At 71.9% G+C, this 20149-nt stretch carries 19 protein-coding genes and 1 pseudogene; 4 read left to right on the forward strand and 16 right to left on the reverse strand.

What is annotated here, in order from left to right:
• Positions 1-20: 20 nt before the first annotated feature.
• Both OG842_RS03055 and OG842_RS03060 read right to left on the reverse strand, forming a co-directional pair.
• On the reverse strand, positions 21-884 hold the full coding sequence (locus tag OG842_RS03055) for an ABC transporter permease (protein ID WP_266727195.1): 864 nt from the start codon (positions 882-884) through the stop codon (positions 21-23).
• Complete coding sequence (locus OG842_RS03060; RefSeq protein ID WP_124720284.1) at positions 874-1689, reverse strand: ABC transporter ATP-binding protein; 816 nt, start codon at positions 1687-1689, stop codon at positions 874-876. The genes OG842_RS03055 and OG842_RS03060 overlap by 11 nt, the downstream gene beginning before the upstream one ends.
• Before the next feature lie 218 nt (positions 1690-1907).
• On the opposite strand from OG842_RS03060, the gene OG842_RS03065 reads away from it, so the two are divergent.
• On the forward strand, positions 1908-3506 hold the full coding sequence (locus tag OG842_RS03065; RefSeq protein ID WP_266727197.1) for a sensor histidine kinase: 1599 nt from the start codon (positions 1908-1910) through the stop codon (positions 3504-3506).
• Positions 3503-4201: a response regulator gene (locus OG842_RS03070; RefSeq protein WP_266727199.1), complete on the forward strand. Its 699-nt coding sequence runs from the start codon at positions 3503-3505 to the stop codon at positions 4199-4201. Before OG842_RS03065 ends, OG842_RS03070 begins: the two co-directional genes overlap by 4 nt.
• Before the next feature lie 44 nt (positions 4202-4245).
• Here OG842_RS03070 and OG842_RS03075 read toward each other — a convergent pair whose 3' ends face one another.
• A complete protein-coding gene (locus OG842_RS03075) occupies positions 4246-4800 on the reverse strand; it encodes a TetR/AcrR family transcriptional regulator (protein WP_266727201.1) in 555 nt (184 codons plus the stop codon).
• 96 nt (positions 4801-4896) lie between these two features.
• On the opposite strand from OG842_RS03075, the gene OG842_RS03080 reads away from it, so the two are divergent.
• Entirely contained in the window at positions 4897-5547 is a 651-nt protein-coding gene (locus OG842_RS03080) for an FMN-dependent NADH-azoreductase (protein WP_266727203.1), read from the forward strand.
• Entirely contained in the window at positions 5544-5867 is a 324-nt protein-coding gene (locus tag OG842_RS03085) for a DMT family transporter (protein ID WP_266727204.1), read from the forward strand. The genes OG842_RS03080 and OG842_RS03085 overlap by 4 nt, the downstream gene beginning before the upstream one ends.
• Before the next feature lie 89 nt (positions 5868-5956).
• Here the strand turns inward: OG842_RS03085 and OG842_RS03090 are convergent, their stop codons facing one another.
• From OG842_RS03090 to OG842_RS03145, 13 genes and pseudogenes are all read right to left on the reverse strand, one after another.
• Entirely contained in the window at positions 5957-6151 is a 195-nt protein-coding gene (locus OG842_RS03090) for a hypothetical protein (protein WP_124720290.1), read from the reverse strand.
• Positions 6152-6316: 165 nt separating this feature from the next.
• On the reverse strand, positions 6317-7201 hold the full coding sequence (locus OG842_RS03095; protein WP_266727205.1) for a phosphatidylinositol-specific phospholipase C/glycerophosphodiester phosphodiesterase family protein: 885 nt from the start codon (positions 7199-7201) through the stop codon (positions 6317-6319).
• Between the two features lie 134 nt (positions 7202-7335).
• Positions 7336-7965: an RICIN domain-containing protein gene (locus OG842_RS03100; protein ID WP_266727207.1), complete on the reverse strand. Its 630-nt coding sequence runs from the start codon at positions 7963-7965 to the stop codon at positions 7336-7338.
• A gap of 92 nt (positions 7966-8057) precedes the next feature.
• A pseudogene (locus OG842_RS45125) lies at positions 8058-8450 on the reverse strand (DUF3472 domain-containing protein); the annotation flags it as partial.
• Between the two features lie 156 nt (positions 8451-8606).
• Positions 8607-9302, reverse strand: coding sequence for an ABC transporter ATP-binding protein (locus tag OG842_RS03105; RefSeq protein ID WP_266727209.1), 696 nt, complete (start codon positions 9300-9302; stop codon positions 8607-8609).
• Complete coding sequence (locus tag OG842_RS03110; RefSeq protein ID WP_266733403.1) at positions 9295-10212, reverse strand: ABC transporter ATP-binding protein; 918 nt, start codon at positions 10210-10212, stop codon at positions 9295-9297. The genes OG842_RS03105 and OG842_RS03110 overlap by 8 nt, the downstream gene beginning before the upstream one ends.
• A 62-nt stretch (positions 10213-10274) precedes the next feature.
• On the reverse strand, positions 10275-11132 hold the full coding sequence (locus tag OG842_RS03115; RefSeq protein ID WP_266727211.1) for an ABC transporter permease: 858 nt from the start codon (positions 11130-11132) through the stop codon (positions 10275-10277).
• Complete coding sequence (locus tag OG842_RS03120) at positions 11125-12090, reverse strand: ABC transporter permease (protein ID WP_266733405.1); 966 nt, start codon at positions 12088-12090, stop codon at positions 11125-11127. Before OG842_RS03120 ends, OG842_RS03115 begins: the two co-directional genes overlap by 8 nt.
• A 23-nt stretch (positions 12091-12113) precedes the next feature.
• Positions 12114-13718 carry an ABC transporter substrate-binding protein gene (locus OG842_RS03125; protein ID WP_266727213.1) on the reverse strand — a complete coding sequence of 535 codons (1605 nt, stop codon included), beginning with the start codon at positions 13716-13718 and terminating at the stop codon, positions 12114-12116.
• 171 nt (positions 13719-13889) lie between these two features.
• Complete coding sequence (locus tag OG842_RS03130; RefSeq protein WP_266727215.1) at positions 13890-15020, reverse strand: acyl-CoA dehydrogenase family protein; 1131 nt, start codon at positions 15018-15020, stop codon at positions 13890-13892.
• The gene (locus OG842_RS03135; RefSeq protein ID WP_266727217.1) at positions 15017-16204 is read right to left on the reverse strand and encodes an acyl-CoA dehydrogenase family protein; all 1188 of its coding nucleotides are present in this window, start codon (positions 16202-16204) and stop codon (positions 15017-15019) included. The genes OG842_RS03130 and OG842_RS03135 overlap by 4 nt, the downstream gene beginning before the upstream one ends.
• Positions 16201-17169: an NADPH:quinone oxidoreductase family protein gene (locus OG842_RS03140; RefSeq protein WP_266727219.1), complete on the reverse strand. Its 969-nt coding sequence runs from the start codon at positions 17167-17169 to the stop codon at positions 16201-16203. The genes OG842_RS03135 and OG842_RS03140 overlap by 4 nt, the downstream gene beginning before the upstream one ends.
• Positions 17170-17365: 196 nt before the next feature.
• Positions 17366-20050: a beta-N-acetylglucosaminidase domain-containing protein gene (locus OG842_RS03145; protein ID WP_266727220.1), complete on the reverse strand. Its 2685-nt coding sequence runs from the start codon at positions 20048-20050 to the stop codon at positions 17366-17368.
• Between the last annotated feature and the right edge of the window lie 99 nt (positions 20051-20149).

Here is a 20149-nt window from a genome sequence, read left to right on the forward strand (position 1 = left end):
CGTCTGCGAGCGGTGTCGGCTCAGCGGGCGGTGTCCGCGTCGGCCGGCTTCCAGCGGAAGAGCCGCTTCTCCAGGAAGGTCAGCAGTCCTTCGGCCAGCAGCGCGACGATCGCGAGGATGACCATCGCGGCGTAGACGCCGGCGGCGTTGAACGTGCCCTGGGAGGCGGCGACCAGCAGGCCGAGTCCCTTGGTGGCGCCGATGTACTCGCCGACGATCGCGCCGATGAGCGCGAAGCCGAAGCTCACGTGCAGGCTGGTGAAGATCCACGAGGTGGCGGAGGGGATGACCACCTGCAGGGTGACCTGGCGGTTGCTGGCGCCCAGGATGCGGGAGTTGGCGACGAGGTTGCGGTCGACCTCCCGTGCGCCCTGGAAGGCGTTGAAGAAGACGGGGAAGAACACGAGGACGACCGCGGAGGCCACCTTCGAGGCGGGGCCGAGACCGAACCAGATGAGGAAGATCGGCGCGAGCACGATCCGGGGCAGCGCGTTGAGCACCTTGATGTACGGGCCGAGGACATCGGCGGCGAACCGCACCCGGCCCAGCGCGATCCCGAGCAGTACCCCGGCGATCACACCGATGACCCAGCCGAGCAGTGCTTCGTAGAGCGTGTACCAGATCTGCTCCCAGAGGGATCCCTGGGCGGTTCCGTCGACGACCCAGGTGCGGATCTGGTCCCAGATCTTCGAGGGCATGGAGAAGTTGAACGGGTCGATGACCGCCGTACGGGCCAGCCATTCCCACAGTCCGACGACCGCGAGGAGCACCGCTATCCGGCTCGCCGTCACCAGGTACTTGCGGTTCCTGGCGGCTCTGGCCCTGGCCCGGGTCCGCTCGGTCTTCGTCACGGCGGCGCTCGCGGTGATGGTGTCAGGCGACATCAAGTGCACCCCTCTCGCGGGTGATGCGGACCTCTTCGCCGAGCGAGGACCAGATCTCCCGGTAGATCTCGACGAACCGGGGCTCCAGCCGCACCTGCTCGACCTTGCGGGGACGGGGCAGGTCGATCTCGAAGACCTCCTTGACCGTGGCCGGTCCCGCGGTCATGACCACCACCTTGTCGGCCAGCGCGATGGACTCCTCCAGGTCATGGGTGACGAAGACGACGGAGGCGCCGGTACCGGCCCACAGCTCCAGCAGTTCGTCCGACATCAGCGCCCGGGTCTGCACGTCGAGCGCGGAGAAGGGCTCGTCCATGAGCAGGATCTCGGGGTCGTTGACGAACGTCGCCGCGAGCGCGACGCGCTTGCGCTGGCCGCCGGACAGCTGGTGGGGGTAGCGGTCCTCGAAGGAGGAGAGGCCGACCCTGGCGAGCCACTCCCGGGCCCGCTCCTTCGCCTCGGGCTTGGGCACACCGCGGAAGCGGGGCCCCGCCATCACATTGGACAGCACGGTCCGCCAGGGGAAGACGGCGTCCTGCTGGAAGACGAAGCCGACCTTGTCGCCGATGCCGCGCACCGGTTCCCCGGCCACCAGCACCTCGCCCTCGGTGGGCTCCTCCAGTCCGCTGACCAGGGTCAGCGTGGTCGACTTGCCGCATCCGGTGGGGCCCACCACGGCGACGAACTCGCCGCGCCCGATCGTGAGGTCCAGATCCCGTACGGCGGTGTGGAGCGCCCCCGACGGAGTCCGGAACGCTTTGCTCGCCCCCCGCAGTTCGATGGCGGGGCTCGTTTCGCTTTTCATGGAGCGGGACGCTAGAGGCGCCCGGAGGAGCCGGGCACCCTTGCGCCCACAACTCCGGGTTCTGCTCATAACCCGGGGTTCTGCTCGTTCTGCTCGCGCTCCGGCAACGAATGCGCCACGAGGACTGGTCATCGGCGACCACGACGTTTACGTTGCGTTCACACGAGGACGAAACGGAGCATCATGTTCCTGGCAGGCGGAAGGCAGAGGGCGAGCACATGCGCATTCACTGGCCGCGCCGTGTCTTCGCCCAGGTCCTCCTCACCCAGGTGGTCATCACCACCGGCGTGATCATGCTCGTCACGGGGCTCTTCCTCGCCCCGCTCAGCCATCAGCTCGACAACCAGGCGATGCACCAGGCCCTCTCCATCGCCCAGACCACCGCCGCCGAACCCGGTCTGGTACGCGATCTGAGGAGCACCGGCCCCAGCCCCGGCGGACCGGTGCAGGCCGAGGCGGAGCGGATCCGGCGGGCCACCGGCGCGTTGTACATCGTCGTCATGGACACCCGCGGGGTGCGCTGGTCGCACACCGACACCGCGCAGATCGGCAGGCATGTCTCGACCGACCCCAGCACGGCGCTGGGCGGCCGGGAGATCATGCAGATCGACGACGGGACCCTGGGCCGGTCGGCACGCGCGAAGGTCCCGCTCCGCGACCGGCGCGGGAAGATCGTGGGCGCCGTGTCGGTGGGCATCGCCTACGACAGCGTCCACGACCGGCTGCTGGGAACCATTCCCGGTCTGCTGCAGTACTCCGGAGCGGCGCTCGCCGTGGGCGTGCTGGCGGCCCTGGCCGTCTCGCGGCGGCTGCAACGCTCCACGCACGGGCTCGCCTTCGCCGACATCTCCGCGTTGCTGGACGAGCGCGAGGCCATGCTGCACAGCATCCGTGAGGCGGTGCTCGCGCTCGACGCGCGGGGCCGGATCCGGCTCCTCAACGACGAGGCACGGCGGCTGCTGGAGCTGGACCAGGAGGCCGTCGGGCGCCCGCTGGGTGAGGTGCTGCCGCCGGGCCGTACGGCGGAAGTGCTGACGGGGCGGGTCGACGGCGCGAACCTGATCACCGTCTGCCGGGGCCGCGTGCTGATCGCCAACCGCATGCCCACCGGCGACGGCGGGGCCGTGGTCACCCTGCGCGACCGTACCGAGCTGGAGCTCCTGGGCCGTGAACTGGACTCCACGCACGGCCTGTTGGACGCGCTGCGCGCCCAGGACCACGAGCACGCCAACCGGCTGCACACCCTGCTGGGGCTGCTGGAGCTCGGCAGGCACGATGCCGCGGTGGAGTTCGTCGAGGAGGTGACCAGCGGTCACCGGGCTTCGGCGGAACAGGTCGCGGAGCGCGTCAACGACCCGCTGCTGTCCGCGCTGCTGGTGGGCAAGTCGGCCATCGCGGCGGAGCGGGGCGCTTCCCTGCGCATCTCGCCGGGCACCCGGCTCCCGGACGTGGTGGTGGACCCGCGCGATCTGGTGACCGTGCTCGGCAACCTGATCGACAACGCGCTGGACGTCGCCACGCTGATCGAGGTCGAACTGCTCGCGGAAGGAAGTACGGCGGTGCTGCGGGTCAGTGACAACGGCCCGGGGGTGCCTCCCGGGATGCGTGAGCAGATCTTCACCGAGGGCTGGTCCACCAAGGAGTCCCCCGCGCACCGGGGACGCGGCCTGGGGCTGGCGCTGGTGCGCCGGCTGGCCGAGCGCTACGGTGGCGCGGCCCGCGTCACGGCCCGGGCCGGCGGCGGCGCGGTCTTCACCGTCGTCCTGCCCGAGGCGCTCACCGTCCGGCCGCTGACAGAAGTGGGAGAGTCGCGATGATCGATGTCCTGGTGGTGGACGACGACTTCCGGGTTGCCGAGATCAATGCCGCGTACGTGGCCAAGGTCCCCGGCTTCCGGGTCATCTCCCGTGCGCACACCGCCGCTCAGGCGCTGGCCTTCCTGGAGCGCGACCATGTCGACCTCGTCCTGCTCGATCACTATCTGCCGGACGAGACGGGGCTGACGCTGGTGCGGCGGCTGCGCCAGCTCGGCCACCCCGCCGATGTGATCATGGTGACCGCGGCCCGGGATGTGGCGACCGTCCGGACCGCCATGCGGTACGGCGCGCTCCAGTACCTGGTCAAGCCGTTCAGCTTCAGCGGTCTGCGGTCCAAGCTGGAGAGTTACGCGGCCCTGCGCCGGACCCTCGAAGGCGTGGGCGGCGGCCGGGGCGAGGCCGGGCAGGAGCAGGTGGACCAGATCTTCGGCGCCCTGCGCACCATGGAGTCCGGCTCGGCGGCCGGGCTGCCCAAGGGGCACTCCGCGCCCACCGCCGACGTCATCCGCCATGTCCTGTCGGCCGCCGAGGGGCCGCTTTCCGCGCACGAGGTCGCCGCCCGGGCCGGCCTCAGCCGCTCCACCGCCCAGCGCTACCTCAAGTACCTGGAGGGCGCGGGCCGCATCAGCCTGAGCCTCAAGTACGGCGACACGGGCCGCCCCGAGCACCGGTACGCGTGGGCGAAGGCGAGTTGAGGAGCGCCCCGGCAGCCACTGCCGGGAACTGACCCCAGCACTCCTCAGCTCGCGCCGAGCGTCCGTTCCGCAAGTGTTTCCAGGGCCGACCCGATCTCGTCGACGCCACGGCCCCGGCTCCGCTGATGCGCGAACAGCTCGGGCGCCAGCGGGGCCAGCAGGATGTCGGCGAGCGCGTCGGGGCCGGGGACGCCCGCCTCCTTGACGAGCATGCGGACATGCGCGCGCCAGAAGCCGTACGCCCCGGTGGCGAACCGCGCGGAGCCGGACTCGGCGCCCAGGGTGAGATGGATGTGCTGCTCCAGCAGGTCGGTCATCGCCGCGTAGAAGGCGGCCAGCCGCTGCGCGGGCGGCGCACCGGGCCCCAGCGGCGGCTCGCCCCTCAGCAGCTTCTCCTGGAGCGTGCGTTCATGTTCGTCGAGGAGCGCCGTGGCGATGGACGGGATGTCGGGGTACCGGCGGTAGAGCGTGCCCCGTCCCACGCCGGCTTCCCGGGCGATGGCGTCCATCGTCACCTTGCGCGGATCCCCCGCGGCGAAGAGCCGGTTGGCCGCGGCGAGCACCTTGGCCCGGTTCCTTGCTGCGTCCGCGCGTTCCATGGATTCCACCGTACAGGAATAAGTGGACACGACGTCCGGTTACCCTGGTCGAGCTAAGCGGACACGATGTCCACTTACTGATTCCAGGGGGTACCCATGCCTGTACTGCTGCACATCGCCGCGAGCGCGCGGCGCGACTCCTACAGCCGCGAACTGGGCGATGCCTTCGCCGCCGCCTGGCAGAGCGCGAATCCGGCCGGCACGTACGTGCTCCGCGATCTGCGCACCGACCCGGCGCCGCAGATCGACGAGGCGTGGACCGAGCTCTGCGACCACGTCCTGCGGCACGGCATCACCGACATCGCCCGGTACGAGGAGGCGGTGCGCACCCCGGACCAGGCGCGGGCCTGGGAGGTGCTGCGGCCGCTGCTGGCCGAACTGGTCGCCGCGGACGTCGTACTGATCACGACCCCGATGTACAACTTCTCCGTCCCCGCCTCCCTGAAGGCGTGGATCGACCAGGTGACGTTTCCCAAGATGTCGCTGGCGGGGCGCCGCTTCGTGATCGCCTCCGCCCGGGGCGGGGCATACGGTCCCGGCACCCCGCGCGAACCGTACGACCACCAGGAACGCTATCTGCGGGACTTCCTCGCGGGCCACTTCGCGATCGACGACCCGGTCTTCCTCTCGACCGAGCTGGTGAACTCCCGGATCGATCCCTCGCTCGCCGCCCGCCGCACCCAGCACGACGAGTCGCGCGCGGCCGCCCTCACCGCCGCGCGTGAACTGGGCGGAGGCATCCGATGAGCTGGCTGCTGCTGGTCTGCGCCGGGCTGGTCGAGATCGCCTGGTCCCAGAGCATCAAACCGACGCATGGGTTCACCAGGCCGCTGCCGACGCTGGTGTGCGCGGTACTCATGGTCGGCGCGGTGTATCTGCTAGCGCGGGCCATGGAGGGGCTGCCGGTGGGCACGGCGTACGCGGCCTTCACGGGCATCGGGGCGATCGGGGCCATCGCCCTGGGGATCCTCGTCCAGCACGATCCGGTGAGTCCGGGACGGCTGGCGGCGCTCTCCCTGATCGTCGGCGGGGTGGCGCTGGCACGGATGACGACGCCGTCCGCGTGAGCGGCGGGTGCCCGCCCCGGGGAGGGCGGGCACCCGGCTCCGCGTGTGCCGGTCACGTCCGCGAGGTGGCCGCGCGGCGCCTGGTGGCTTCAGGGCTTGAGACTGCTGACGACGTCGGCCGTGGCCGCCAGTCCGTCCTGGATGGTCGGCGCCATGCTCGTACCCGCGAGGAAGAACCCGAGCATGGCGCAGACCAGCGCATGCGAGATCTTGAGGCCCCCGTTGCGGAGAAAGATCACCGCGAGGATCAGCAGAAGCAGCACCAGTGAGATCGAAATGGCCATGGCCAACCTCCTCCGCCGCGCCGGAATGCGGCATTCGGCCGCCAGTGTGGCGTAGCGGAGGAGCCATCCGGACGGCTGGCGTGTCCGCCATCCGGGTGTTGACTGGCTGTCATGCTCGGGGCGTCGCGTCCGGTCCGTCGTGGGGCGAGCGTCCTCGGACAGCCCTTAGCGGTCGTGGGTGCGCAGGAAGCGCTCCAGACCCGCCAGATCATCGGTGTTGAGGTGGTCGACCCCGGCGGCCAGCAGCTCCGTCCAGAGCGCCTCCCGCTCCGGTCCCGGCGTGTCGGGAGTGGCCCAGAAGCGAATGCGCCGGCCGCTCCGGTGGGCCGTGGCGACGAGCGCGCGCAGTTTGTCCCGCTCGGCCACAGGGAAGGGTCCCGCGCCGAGCCAGCTGAAGCCGTCGGTCCAGCTGCTGCTGATGAGCGGGACGAACGTGGCGTCGGCCGCGCCCCCGAGGTCCTCGGGCCGCCCGTCGTAGAAGGCGTACCGGGTGCTCTGCGCCTCCATCGGGGCGCGGGCGGCTCGGTCGCCGGATATGACGGGTGTGATCGCGCCGGGCCGCACCCGGCCGTGGTGGTACGACGTCAGCATCCGCCGGTAGCGCCGGAGCTGCCGGTCCAGTTCGAGATAGGCGGCGGCTCCGTCCGTCTTGATGTCGATCAGCAGCTGCACGGGTTCGCGGTAGCCGGGGTGGACCGTGCCGTGGTTGGCCCGGACCCTCGCGAGCAGCGGGTCGAGGTAGAGCGATGCGAGGGTACGGGCGGGGTCGAGGTCGGTGGCCTCGTGGGCTACCAGCAGCTCCCCGTCCACCAGGAAGATGTCGGCCTCGACGCTGGTGAAGCCGTGCGCGAGCGCGTCGTGCAGTGGGCGCGGGTGCAGGTAGTCGTTGTGCGCGTGGGCCCTGGGCAGGGCGCGGGTGCGGCGGTGTCGTGCGGCCGGGGACGCGGCGGCCGCCTCGGAGGCGACGGCCGTCCGGGAGGACAGGAACGTGCCTGCGGCCGCGGTGGCGAGCGCGGTGGTGACGACGGATCGGCGAGTCGGGAACGCCATGGATTCTCCCGGGATTCGGTGGTGGACCGGACGGGCGGACGCGACCGAGTATGCGCCGGTGATCACCTCAACGGGCATACCCCGCACAAGAGTTGTCCCGGTCGTCGTCCGTCCGTCGGTTGCCGTTCCCTCGATCAGGCCGGGAGCGTCCAGCGCTGGTTGGCTCCGCCGGTGCAGGTGTAGATGCCGAGCGGGGTGCCGTTGGCGCTGCCGCCCCCGTAGGCGTCGAGGCATTTCCCGGAGGCGGGGTTCACCAGGGCCGCTCCGTCGGTCCGCCACTGCTGGGCGGCCGAGCCGTCGCAGGCCGCGGTCCGCACGGTGGTGCCGCTGACCGCCATGCAGTGGAACTGGGCGCGGAGCGTTCCGTCGGAGGCCCGTACCCAGTTCTGGTTGTTTCCGCCGTTGCAGCTCCAGAGGTTCAGCTGTGTGCCCGTGGTGCCGCCGGGGATGTCGACGCAGGCGCCCCCTACTCCGGTGAGGGAACCGGAGGACGAGTTGCCGATGCCGTCCTCGTGCACGCTGCCGCCGCTCTGGCCCCGCACCGCGGCGCCGCTGGAGCACGTGCTGCTGACGCTGGTGCCACCGAGGGCGGCGGTGACGGCCCCGCTGCCCGTCGTACCGCCTGGCAGGTCGAAGAGGGCCTTGGAGTACGGCGAGTCGGCGCAGGTAGCGGCGTTGTTGTTCCAGTCGAAGTACTCGACCCAGTCGACCATTCCACCGGTGGAGACCTTCGCGCCGGTGCCGGTCTGCAGGCTGCCGAGCACGAACGAGGTCCCTGCCGTGGCATCGGTGATCGTGGCCCGGTACCAGCCGGACGTCGTGTCGGGTGCGATGCGGAACCGGTAGTGGTGCCCGGCCGTGAAACGCTCACGAGCCGGCAGGTGTAGCCGCTGCCGCCCTCGGTGAACGTCTGGCAGTAGGTGCCCGCGCTTCCCGCCCTGCCTCCGGTGGAGTCCCAGAGCGAGAAGAGGAACAGGCCGCCGCCTGAGCGGTTGCGCTGCATGCCGATGTAGCCGCCGACCCCGTTGGTGAAGCCGAACTGATGGGACCAGAAGACGTTCGCCCGGCCGGGGTCGGACTGGACGGTCGTCCCGAAGGTGACCTCGTCGAGAGCGGTCGTCCCGGCCGGGAACGTGTAGTTGCTGTATGAACCCGGGGTCTGGCCGGCCGCGGCGGACGGCCCGGCCAGACCCAGACAGGCGGCGACGGTGAGGATCACCACCATGGCGGTGGCGCGTGCTCCGTGCATGTCCCACTCCTTGTCCGGACGGGCCGACGGGCCGACCCGTCGGTCGGCAGAGGACCCGCCCTTCGGTCATGGACTCGCCCATTGGCTACGGACTCACCCATTGGTCATGGACTCGTCAAACAGGGTGGGGGACGGCGGACCGCCAGGGGCATGGACTTATCCGGTCGCGCTCATGGACTCCTGCGCCGTGCCGCCCGCCCCGCACACCGTCGTCCAGCCCACCGTCCGGTCGCACCAGCGTTCAAGCAGCACCCGGTCGTGGCCGACGGCCAGCAGTCCGGCCCCGGACTCCCGCCGGTAGGTCTCCACCACCGCGACCAGCGCGGCGGTCGTCGACGCGTCGAGCATCGCGGTCATCTCGTCGCAGATCAGCCATCGCGGCCGCAGGACCAGCGCCCTGGCCAGACAGGCGCGCTGCAACTGGCCGTCGCTCACCTCGTGCGGGCGCCGGCCGAGCAGTTCGGCCGTGAGTCCGACGGCGGGCGCCAGTTCGGCCACCCGGTCCGGCACCTGGGCCCGGCGGCCGGTGGCCCGCAGCGGCTGGGCGATGAGTTCGCGCAGGGTGAGCCGGGGGTCGGCGGCGAGCCGGGGCTGCTGGAAGACGACACCGAGGGCGGTGCGCTGCGCGCGCGGGGCGGCGTGCCGCCAGCCGCGTACCTGCTCGCCGTCGAGCACGACCGTGCCCGCGTACGGGCGGTGCAGCAGTGCCGCGACCCTCGCCAGGGTGGACTTGCCGCAGCCGCTCGGGCCCAGCAGCCCGACCGACTCCCCCGCCGCGAGGCTCAGCGACGCCTCGCGGACGACGGGGTCCCGGGGATCGTACCCGGCAGTGACACGGGTGAGTTCAAGCACGGACCGGCTCCTCCCCGTCCGCCCGCACACCGTGGTGGCAGGCGAGACGGCCGTCGAACAGGGGCAGTTCGGCACACCGGTCGTCGGCACGGCCGCATCGGGCGGCGAACGCGCACCCCTCGGGGAGCGCCCCGAGTTCCGGCGGCATGCCGGGGATCGGCACGAAGGCGCGCTCCGGCAGGGCGTCCAGGAGGCCGCGCGCGTAGGGGTGGCGCGGTCCCGGCCCGCCGAAGAACCGGGCGGCGTCGGTGAGTTCGACGATGCGGCCCGCGTACATCACGGCGACCCGGTCGGCGATCCGCTCGGCCGCCGCGAGGTCGTGGGTGATGAGCAGCAGCGCCCGGTCCCCGTCGGTGTGGCGGCGCAGTTCGTCGACGGTCCGCTCGACGAGGTCGCGGTCGAGTCCCGTGGTGGGTTCGTCGGCGAGGAGCAGGGGCGCGTCGCCGATCAGGGCGAGCGCGGTCGCGGCACGCTGGGCGAGGCCACCGGAGAGTTCGTGCGGATACCGGTCGAGGTGCCCGGCCGGGAACGAGGCGCGCGCGGCGGCCCGTTCGGCGGCCGGGCGCAGGGCGGGCCCGCGGGTGCCGGTCAGCTCGCGCAGGGTCTCCTCCAGTTGGGCGCGCACGGTGCGGACCGGGGTGAGGTGTGCGGCGGGGCTCTGCGGGACGAGTCCGATGCGGCGGCCCCGTACCGTGCGGGCCAGGGTCCGTTCATCGGCGGTGAGGAGTTCGGTGCCGTCGCCGAGCAGCGCCGAGCCCGAGGTCCGCGCATTGCCGGGGAGCAGTCCCAGCAGTGCGGAGGCCAGTACGGACTTGCCGCAGCCGCTCTCGCCGACCAGGGCCAGGCACTCCCCCGCCGCGAGGTCGAAGTGCGCGTCCTCGACGGCGGCGATGTGCCGCCCGCCGCGCATCCGGAAGCGCACGGAGAGCCCGCGGACGCGGAGCACCGGGGTCTTCGGGCCGGGGGTGGTCGTCACAGCATCAGCTCCGATCGGCGGCGCGGGTTGATCCGCTCCCGCCAGGCTCCGGCGAGGCCCGCCAGGGCGAGGGTCGGGACGATCAGGAACAGGCCGGGGAAGAGCGTCGGCCACCAGTCCCCCGCGAGCAGCGAACCGCGGGCCGTCTGTACGAGATTGCCCAGGCTCGCCTGATGGGTGGGCAGTCCGAGCCCCAGGAAGGAGAGCGCGGACTCGTGCCACATGGCGTGCGGCACCATGAGCACCGCGGCGAGGCCGGCCTGCGGGAGCACGGCGGGCAGCAGGTGCCGGGCGACGACCCGGCCGCGCGAGGCGCCGCCGGAGACCGCCGCGTCGACGAACGGGCGGGAACGCAGCGACAGCACCTCGGCGCGGACGATCCTGGCGGTCGAGAGCCAGTGGGTGAGTGCGACGGACACGATCACCGGGCCGACTCCGGGCCGGAACATCGCGACGATGAAGATGCCGAGCAGCAGATGCGGCACGGACGAGAAGGTGTCCACGAGCCGCATGACGACGCGGTCGGTCCAGCCGCCGGACGCCGCGGCCAGCGCGCCGACCGCGGTCCCGATGACGGTCGCGGTGAGCCCGGCGACGACGCCGACGAGCAGGGAGACACGGAGCCCGTACACGCAGCGCAGCAGCAGGTCGCGCCCGATGTCGTCGGTACCGAACGGGTGCTCCCAGGACGGTGGCCGGAGCTTGGCGGCGAGGTCGACGGCCTGTTGGTCGAGCTGGACCAGCGGCGGCACGAGCAGCACCGCGAGCAGTACCGCGGCGGTGATCCCGGCGGAAGCGATCACGCGGATCCGGCGGGTGGTGCGACGCGCGGGTCCGAGGTCGGTCTCAGCCATCGAAGCCCACCCTCGGGTCGGCGATCGCGTACAGCAGATCGGAGAGGAGGTTGCCGAGCACCACGGCCACGGTGGCGAGCACCGTGAGCGCGGCGAGCAGCGGGAAGTCGACGGAGGTGGCGGCCTGCACGGTGGCGGCGGCGATGCCGGGCCAGCTGAAGACCGTCTCGACGAGCAGGGCGCCGGTGATGAGTTCGGGGACGCGGGAGCCGATGAGGGTGAGCATCGGCAGCATTCCGGAGCGCAGTGCGTGGCCGAGCAGTACGGTGCGTTCGCGCAGTCCGCGGGCTCGGGCGCCGCGCACCGGGTCCTCGTCGAGGGCGTCCGCGACGCCCTGGCGCACGTAGAGGAAGAACCACGGCAGCTGGGAGATCCCGAGCACGGCCGCGGGGAGCACCAGATGGGTGGCGACCTGCCCGGGGGTGACGGTGTCGCTGGCCGCGTCGGTGAGGCCGCCGGCCGGGAGCACGTCGAGTTCCAGGGCGAAGAGCCAGACGGCGAGCAGGCCGAGCCAGAAGGCCGGGGCGGCTTCGAGGGTGTACGCGGCGGAGCTTGCGCACCGGTCGAGCAGACGTCCCGGCCTGCGTGCCGCCAGCACGCCGAGGCCCGTGCCGAGGACCACGGCGACGGCGAAGGCGGTCGCGGCGAGCAGTACGGACCAGCCCAGGCGTTCACCGATGACGTCGGCGACCGGCTGGCGCATGACCGCGGAGTCGCCGAGGTCGCCGCCGAGCGCGGAGGTCAGCCAGTTCCACCAGCGGCTGACGAGCGGCTGGTCGACGCCGAGGTTGGCCCGCAGCTGGTCGAGGTTGTCCTGCGAGGCGGTCAGGCCGGCGGTGCCCGCGTACGCCTTGACGGGGTCGAAGGGGGAGGCGGCGGCGACGGCGAAGACGCCGAACGTCACGGCGGCCAGGACGGGGACGGCGAGTAGGGCCCGCCGTCCCGCCATCCTGCCCATCGGCCCCCAGGGGAGGCGGTGGCTCACTTCTTCGGCGTCCAGTCCTCGACGTTCCACCAGGGGCCGGAGGCCAGTCCGTGGTCGTGCGGTTCGACCTGGGTGGTGAGGGTGCCGAAACGGTCCTTGACGACGTAGAGGTGGTCGATGTGGGTGAGGAAGGTGTAGCCGGGGTTCTTCACCAGTTCGCGCTGGACGGTGTCGTAGGCGGCCTTGCGTGCGGCGCGGTCACCGCTTCTGCGGCCCGCTTCCAGGGCCCGGTCGACGGCCTTGTTGTCGTACCACGCCATGTTGTTGAAGCCGTCGCCCGCGAGCGAGGACTTCAGCAGGGTGTACTGGTCGAAGTCGGGGTCGGCGGGTGATCCGCCGCCCGCGAGGACCGCGTCCTGCTTCATCCGGGGCTCGATGACCTCCCAGGTCCCGGCCTCGGTGGTGATGTCGATGCCGGCCTTCTTGGCGTCGGAGGCGTAGGCGAGCGCGTGGTCCTGGCGCAGCTTGTCGCCGGTGAGATACCAGAGCGGGAAGGCGGCGCGCACGCCGTCCCTGGTGCGGATGCCGTCCTTGCCGGGCTTCCATCCGGCGTCGTCGAGGATCTTCTTCGCGGCGTCGAGGTCGTGGGGGCGTTCGGTGCCCTTGGTGAACCACTCGCTGTCGGTGGGGACGGGCCCGTAGGCGGGCCTGCCCTCGCCGTTGAGGAGGGAGTCGACCATGGCCTTGCGGTCGACGGCGACATCGAGGGCGCGCCGGACGGCGATGTCGCCCGTGACCTCGTTGTGGGTGGGCAGGGTCACGGTGCGGTAGTCGTAGGTGGTGGCGGCGTACGTCCGGGTGCCGCCGGTGCGGGCGAAGCCCTTGACGAGGTTGGGCGGCAGGATCGCGCCGTCGAGTTCGCCGGAGCGCAGCCGGGTGGCGCGTACGTCGTCGTCCTTGATGATCGCCATGGTGAACTTCTTCACCTTCGGCGCACCGCCCCAGTAGCCGGGGTTGGCCTTGAAGGCGATCTTCTCGCCCTTGGACCACTTGGTGAGCAGGTACGGTCCGGTACCTATGGGGTGGGTGGTGAAGTCGCCGGTGTTGACGTCCTGCTTGCCCGCGATGTGTTCGGGTGCGATGGGCAGGACGGTGCGCCGGGCGAAGGGCGCGTAGGGGTACTTGAGTGTGAAGACGACGGTGTCGTCCCCGGCCGCCTCGACGCTCCTCACCGCGTCGAGTTCGGTGCGGGAGGCGTTGTTGGTCTTCTCGTCGAGGATGGTCCGGTAGGTGAAGACCACGTCCTTCGCACCGAACGGCTCGCCGTCGCTGAACTTCACGCCCTTGCGGAGCCGGTACGTGTACGTCAGCCCGTCGTCGCTCACCTCGGGCAGGGCGGTGGCGAGCGCGGGCCGCAGCTCCATGTTGTCGTCGAGCGTGAGCAGCCCGTCGAAGATCTTGGAGTTGCCGTCCTTGCCGTAGCCGAGCAGCGGGCTGAGACTGTCGGGCTCGTAGGCGATGCCGACCACCGCCGAGTCCCCCGCCCCCGATCCGGAGCCGCCGCCGTCCGGGCCTCCCGGCTGCGAACAGGCCGTCGCGGCCGACAACAGCACGGTCGCCAGCACTGCGGCGGCCGCTCCCCGTATCGATCGGGCCGTCATACCCGCACTCCTTATTCAAGATCAAATGTTATTGCGAACAGCTCGCAATTAAACAACAGGTAAAGGGGTGCGCGGTACCCCGCCTGACGGGAAACAGCAGAAGCGGAGGCGCGTCTTCACGCGCCTCCGCTCCAAGTCCCGCAGTTCTGCGGACCGTTGCCTCTCCTGTCGTTACGGTGCGGGCAGCTCCACGAGCTCGGCGATGGTCGTGCGGTGCTGTCCGGCGGTGCCGTACGCGACCGAGTCGGCCTTGGCCCGCTTCAGATACAGGTGCGCCGGGTGCTCCCAGGTCATCCCGATGCCGCCGTGCAGCTGGACGCACTCCTCGGCGGCACGCACGGCGACCCCGGAGCAGTACGCCTGCGCGACGGCCACCGCCAACGGCGCGTCGGGACTGCCGCTCGCCAGGGCGTCCGCGGCGTTGCGGGCGGCGGCACGGGCCGACACGACCTCCAGCCAGAGCTGCGCCATGCGGTGCTTGAGCGCCTGAAACGAGCCGACCGGCCGGTTGAACTGGTGCCGTTCCCGGGTGTACCGGACCGTCTCGGTCAGGCACCACTCGGCGAGTCCGAACTGCTCCGAGGCGAGCAGTCCGGCGCCCGCCAGCAGACCCCGGCGCACGGCGCCGACGGCGGACGCGCCGTCGGCCAGCCGGGTCCCGGCCGCCCCGCGAAGGGTGACGGTGGCCAGCGGGCGGGTCAGGTCGAGCGGTACGAGCGGCTCGACGGCGACCCCCTCGGCGCCCGGCTCGACCGCGTACAGGCCGTCGGTCGCGGGCACCAGCAGCACATCGGCGGCGGCCGCGTCGGCGACGCCGGTCACCGTGCCCTCCAGCGTGTCGGCGACCACGGCGACCGGCTGCGCACCGCCGGGGCGCCCGGCGGCGAACGGCGCGGCGAGCACCGCGACCCTGCGCCCGGCAGCCAGCTCACCGAGGAGTGCGATGGCCGGCCCCTCCCGCACGGACAGCGCGAGCAGGGTCTCCGTGGCGACGACCGCACTGGTCAGATAGGGCGCGGGAGTGACGCCGCGGCCCAGCTCCTCCAGCACCACCGCGGCCTCGCGATGGCCCGCGCCCTGCCCGCCGAGCTCCTCCGGCACCAGCAGCCCGGCGGCGCCGATGTCCGCGGCGAGGACCTTCCAGAGCTGCGGGTCGTACGGCGTGTCGGACTCGACCCGGGCGAGCACCGTCGGCGCGTCACTCCGGTCGGCGAGCAGCGAGCGGACCGCTGCCCGCAGGTCCTCCTCGGCCTCCGAGTACAGCAGATCGGGTGTCGGGGTCTCGTCGTTCGGTGCGGTCATCGGGCCAGGTCCTTCCAGGGGACGTCCTTGTCGTTGCGCGGCTCGGCCGGCAGACCGAGTACGCGCTCGGCAACGATGTTGAGCAGCACCTCGCTGGTGCCGCCCTCGATGGAGTTGCCCTTGGAGCGGAGATAGCGGTAGCCGGCGTCCCGGCCGGTGAAGTCGACCAGCTCCGGCCTGCGCATGGTCCAGTCGCTGTACAACATCCCTTCCTCACCGAGCAGTTCTACCTCCAGGCCACTGATCTCCTGGTTGAGCCGGGCGAAGGCGAGCTTCATTCCGGAGCCTTCGGGGCCGGGCTGTCCGGCGACGAGCTGCTGGCGCAGCCGGGTGCCGGTGAGCCTGGCCACCTCGGCCTCGACCCAGAGGGTCAGCAGCCGCTGGTGGAGGTCGTGGGTGCGCAGTTCGGGGCGTTCGCGCCAGGTGCGGGCGACCGGGCCGATCATGCCGCCCTCGCGCGGGACGCGTGCCCCGCCGATGGAGACCCGCTCGTTCATCAGCGTGGTCTGCGCGACCTTCCAGCCCTCGCCGACCGGGCCGAGGCGCCGACTGTCGGGGATGCGTACGCCGGTCAGGAAGACCTCGTTGAACTCGGCCTCGCCGGTGATCTGGCGCAGCGGCCGCACCTCGACTCCGGGGTCGGTCATGTCGCAGATGAAGTAGCTGATGCCGCGGTGCTTGGGCAGGTCCGGGTCGGTGCGGGCGATGAGGATCGCCCAGCGGGCCAGGTGGGCGCTGGACGTCCAGACCTTCTGGCCGTCGACCACCCAGTCCTCGCCGTCGCGGACGGCGCGGGTGCCCAGGGCCGCGAGGTCGGAGCCGGCGCCCGGTTCGCTGAAGAGCTGGCACCAGACCTCCTCGCCGACCCAGAGCGGCCGCAGGAAGCGCTGCTTCTGCTCGTCGGTGCCGAAGCCGAGGACGGTGGGGGCAGCCATGCCGAGGCCGATCCCGATCCGGCGCGGATCGTTGTCGGGGGCGCCCGCCGCGGCGAGTTCGGCGTCGACGACGGGTTGCAGGGAGCGTGGCGCGTCGAGGCCGCCGAGGCCGGCCGGGTAGTGCACCCAGGCCAGTCCGGCGTCGAAACGGGCCTTGAGGAATTCGGTGCGGCCGGTGGTGGCCGGGGGGTGCGCGGCGAGCAGGTCCTGGGTGCGGCGGTGCAGTCCGGCCGCGTCGGGCGCGGTCATCGGGCGGCTCCTGACGGGAGGACGACGATCCGGCCGGTGCTGGTGCCGTCGGCGACCCGCTGGACGGCGTCCGCGGCCCCGGCCGGCCCGACGCGTTCGCTGATCAGCGGCTTGACGACGCCCTGCGCGGCGAGCCGGGTGAGTTCGTCGTGGCAGGCGCGGACGGCGGCCGGGTCCTTGGTGTTGTACAGGCCCCAGTGGAGTCCGGTGATCGAGTAGTTCTTGACGAGCGCGTGGTTCAGCGCCGGGGTGGGGATGACACCGCTCGCGAAGCCGACGACGATCACCCGGCCCTCGAAGGCGATGCACTTCACGGACTTGGCGTAGGCGTCGCCGCCGACCGGGTCGTACACCACGTCGGCGCCGCGTCCCCCGGTTGCTTCCTTGACCGCGGCGACGATGTCCTCGCTGTGGCGGTCGATGACCAGGTCGCAGCCGAGCCCGGTGGCGGTCTTCGCCTTCTCGGGGCCTCCGACCACACCGATGACGGTGGCTCCGGCGGCCTTGCCGAGCTGGACGGCGGCGCTGCCTACGCCGCCGGCCGCCGCGTGGACCAGAAGGGTCTCGCCCGCCCGGAGCTGCGCCCTGCGGTGCAAGCCGAACCACCCGGTCTGGTAGCCGATGTGCAGGGCGGCGGCCTCGGCGTCGTCCAGGGCGTCCGGAGCGGGCAGCAGTGCCGCCTCGTCGGCGACGACGTACTCGGCGAACCCTCCGTTCGGCAGGGCGGGAGTGGCGAGCACCCGCCGCCCGTCCGCCGTCCGGCCGCAGATCTCCACGCCGGGGGTGAACGGCAGCGGCGGCCGCACCTGGTACTGGCCGCGGCAGAGCAGCGCGTCGGGGAAGTTGATGTTCGCCGCGAGCACCTCGATGAGCACCTGCCCGTCGCCGGGCGTGGGCCGGTCCGTCTCCTCCAGCCGCATCACCTCGCTCGGCTCGCCGTTCCGGCGCACTCGCCATGCCTGCATGAGGGGCCTCCACAACACTGTCGGCATTACCACTGCTCCGGCGCATACTAAGCGGTCGCTTGCCTCTCTGGGAACAACCTGCCGGTGCCGGTTTCGGCCGGACCCGGACATGGGTGCGCCCGGTCCGGTCCGAAGAGGTTCGGGCCGGACCGGGCACGGGGCGGTTCCAGGTGCCGGGCGGTACCGGGCGCGGGCCTCAGTCCTGCCCGGCCACCACCACATCGGCGATCTGCGGTGCCGCCGACCCGGTGTACCAGACGAGCCGCACCGCGTCGGCCGTGCGGCCGGCCGTGTCGAGTCGGGTGTACGGACCGTCGAGCTTGCCGACGGTCTGCCAGGTTCCGTCGGTGCCCCGCAGCTGGATGTCGGCGCGGCCCTCGGACCCGGCCGGCTGGAGGACGGTGACGGAGGGCACGGCACGCGCGGCGAGGAGCCCGAGTTCCAGCGCCTCCCCGGCCTCCGGGGCACGGGCCGCCCGGTAGACGGTGCCCGGGTCCCCGTCGGACGCCGCGCGCAGCGAGGATCCGGCCGCGGCGGGCGGTCCTCCGGTCACGGCGCCCTCGTCCGTCGGGATGCTGAACTCCCGTACGACGAGCCAGTTGTCCTGGCCCGCCGTCGCCCGTGCCCGCACGTAGCGCGCCTTCGTCCCGGCGGGTGCGGTCGCGGTGACGTCCGGCTTCTGGGAGAAAGCGGTGAGCTGCTGCCAGCTCTGCCCGTCGGCCGAGTACTCCAGCACCCCCTGGTGGAGGTAGTCCTCGGTACTGCCGGGCTTGCCCATCGCGAGGGCGACGGAGCCGATGTCGCGGACCCGGCCGAGGTCCACGGTGACCGCGTCACCCGCGGCGGGCGCCCCGTCGCTCCAGAAGTAGGTGGAGTCGTCTCCGTCGAGCATCCGGGCGGCGGAGTTGGTCTGGTACGTGCCCAGGTTCGTCGAGGCCGTGGGCCTGCCGCTCACACCGAGGATCCGGTCGTGTTCGGCGTTCGCCGCGTCGATGAACCGGTCCAGGACGCCGTCGCCGACGAGGACCGGCACCTTGTGTCCGTCGAGCCCGGTGTATGTGAAGGACTTCGCCTCGGTGACCTGCGCGGGCAGCTGCTGCCGCAGCTCCCAGGCCTGCGCGCCCTTTCCGGCGCGTGCCGCCTCGACCATGCGAAGGGCGGTGCGGGCTGCGGTGGCCCAGGACCCGGTGGCATCCAGCCAAGGTCCGGCGTCGGCGACGAAGCCACGGTCCGGGAGGCCGTCGCGCAGCCGGCCGGGGGCCGCGCCGAGTTCACCGAGCACCGAGGCGAGCCGGGTGGCGTCACCGGACTTCCAGTAGCGGGCGAACTCCGCCGCCAGTTCGGGTGCCTGGTCCTTGTTGAGGGCCGAGCTGTAGTTCACGTCGGCGAACGCCCGCAGCGCCTTCTGCGTGCGCGGGTCGCCGCCCGCGTACTCCTTCAGGCCCTTGCCCCACGAGGCGCGGGGGTCGTACGCGGCGTCGTTCCACGCGTAGTCGGCGACGGTGTAAAGCGCGATCTTCGAGGCGTACGGCTGGATCATCGGGTTCGCCGTGATCCCGGCCAGCTTGCCGGGCAGCCCCTTCTCCCGCCCGCTGAACGGACCGAGCAGCAGCCGGTTCGTCGCATAGTCGTTGACCGGGTAATTGTCCCAGGTGAGGATCGGGTGGTTGAAGACCGTGCGGGCGGCCTCCGCCTGGGCGACGGTCATGGTCGGCGCGACGACGCCGACGCCCGTCCACTCGACCAGGACATTGGGGTCGAGCCGCTCGGACAGCGCCTTCTTGTACGGCGAGGCGGAGACGTTGTAGTACTCGGTCGGGACCATCTGGAGCGGCTGGGCGCCCGGGTGGGTGGCGATGAACTCCTTGTTGACCCGGTTGAGCAGATACGCCTGCGCCGCACCCGCGGCGCCGCCGCCGGTCCCCCACTTCGCCTTGTCCTCGGCGCAGTTCCAGTCGGTGTAGCTGATGTCGTCGAGCGGCACGGCGAAGGTACGTACGCCGATGTCCCAGATGGTCTGGAACTTGTCGACCAGCGCCTTCGCGTCGGCTTCCGAGCTGTAGCAGACGGAGAGCCCCGGCGAGAGCGCGTAGGTGAACTCCACATGGCGCTGCGCGGCCCTGCCGGCGAGCTCCTTGATCCGATCCAGCTGGCCGGCCGGGTAGGCGTCGCGCCACTTCGCGCGGAGGTACGCGTCGTCCTTCGGCGAGTACACGTAGATGTTCATCTTGTGCTCGCCGTAGTAGTCGAGCTGATCGAGCCGGGCCTCGTGCGACCACGGGGTGCCGTAGAAGCCCTCGATGACACCTCGCAGCGCGGTGCCCGGCCAGTCGCGCACCGCGAGCCCGGCGACCTGGGCCCCCGGATGCCCGGCGTCCGGCAGGACCTGACGCAGTGTCTGCGCGGCGTAGTACGTGCCCGTGGTGTCCTTGCCCGCGAGGACGATGCGACCGGCGCCGATGCCGAGCACATAGCCGTCGGCGGGCAGCGCGGCCGGGCCGCCGATCCGCTGCGCGGCGAGCGCGGCGGAGTCACCGACATGGACGGTGAGACCGTTCCGGGCGGGTCTGTCGGCGCGTACGACACGCTGGGCACCGGCCCGGCGCAGCGCGCTCTCCACGACCTGCATGGCGGACTCGTCGGAGGTATCGCCCGCCACCAGAGTGACGGTCGGGCTGATGACGATCCGGTCGGCCCGGGGCTTCACGGACTGCGGGGTCGGCGTGATGGCCGGGGCCGGCCGGTCGTCCGCGGCCTTCGCCGGGGTGGCGGCGCGGGTGCTGCCGGCCGCCTGGGCGGGCGGCACGGCGGTCAGCAGACCGCCGACGAGCAGGGTCGCCGCCGTGCCGAGCGCGGCGAGACGGGGTGGGCGAGGCGTCACAGGTCCTCCATTGATCACTCAAGTCACCGGAGTCGCGCAGCAGAACAACACCGAATTCAACATCGTGGCGCTTGCATGTCAATGGTCTGGACAACATCG

The sequence above is a fragment of the Streptomyces sp. NBC_00376 genome (assembly GCF_036077095.1).
In the GTDB taxonomy this organism is placed as follows: domain Bacteria; phylum Actinomycetota; class Actinomycetes; order Streptomycetales; family Streptomycetaceae; genus Streptomyces.

Coding starts and splice junctions, on each gene's coding strand:
- OG842_RS03055 (WP_266727195.1), bottom strand. CDS start 884: ATGTCGCCTGACACCATCACCGCGAGCGCCGCCGTGACGAAGACCGAG.
- OG842_RS03060 (WP_124720284.1), bottom strand. CDS start 1,689: ATGAAAAGCGAAACGAGCCCCGCCATCGAACTGCGGGGGGCGAGCAAA.
- OG842_RS03065 (WP_266727197.1), top strand. CDS start 1,908: ATGCGCATTCACTGGCCGCGCCGTGTCTTCGCCCAGGTCCTCCTCACC.
- OG842_RS03070 (WP_266727199.1), top strand. CDS start 3,503: ATGATCGATGTCCTGGTGGTGGACGACGACTTCCGGGTTGCCGAGATC.
- OG842_RS03075 (WP_266727201.1), bottom strand. CDS start 4,800: ATGGAACGCGCGGACGCAGCAAGGAACCGGGCCAAGGTGCTCGCCGCG.
- OG842_RS03080 (WP_266727203.1), top strand. CDS start 4,897: ATGCCTGTACTGCTGCACATCGCCGCGAGCGCGCGGCGCGACTCCTAC.
- OG842_RS03085 (WP_266727204.1), top strand. CDS start 5,544: ATGAGCTGGCTGCTGCTGGTCTGCGCCGGGCTGGTCGAGATCGCCTGG.
- OG842_RS03090 (WP_124720290.1), bottom strand. CDS start 6,151: ATGGCCATTTCGATCTCACTGGTGCTGCTTCTGCTGATCCTCGCGGTG.
- OG842_RS03095 (WP_266727205.1), bottom strand. CDS start 7,201: ATGGCGTTCCCGACTCGCCGATCCGTCGTCACCACCGCGCTCGCCACC.
- OG842_RS03110 (WP_266733403.1), bottom strand. CDS start 10,212: ATGCGCGGCGGGCGGCACATCGCCGCCGTCGAGGACGCGCACTTCGAC.
- OG842_RS03115 (WP_266727211.1), bottom strand. CDS start 11,132: ATGGCTGAGACCGACCTCGGACCCGCGCGTCGCACCACCCGCCGGATC.
- OG842_RS03120 (WP_266733405.1), bottom strand. CDS start 12,090: ATGGGCAGGATGGCGGGACGGCGGGCCCTACTCGCCGTCCCCGTCCTG.
- OG842_RS03125 (WP_266727213.1), bottom strand. CDS start 13,718: ATGACGGCCCGATCGATACGGGGAGCGGCCGCCGCAGTGCTGGCGACC.
- OG842_RS03130 (WP_266727215.1), bottom strand. CDS start 15,020: ATGACCGCACCGAACGACGAGACCCCGACACCCGATCTGCTGTACTCG.
- OG842_RS03135 (WP_266727217.1), bottom strand. CDS start 16,204: ATGACCGCGCCCGACGCGGCCGGACTGCACCGCCGCACCCAGGACCTG.
- OG842_RS03140 (WP_266727219.1), bottom strand. CDS start 17,169: ATGCAGGCATGGCGAGTGCGCCGGAACGGCGAGCCGAGCGAGGTGATG.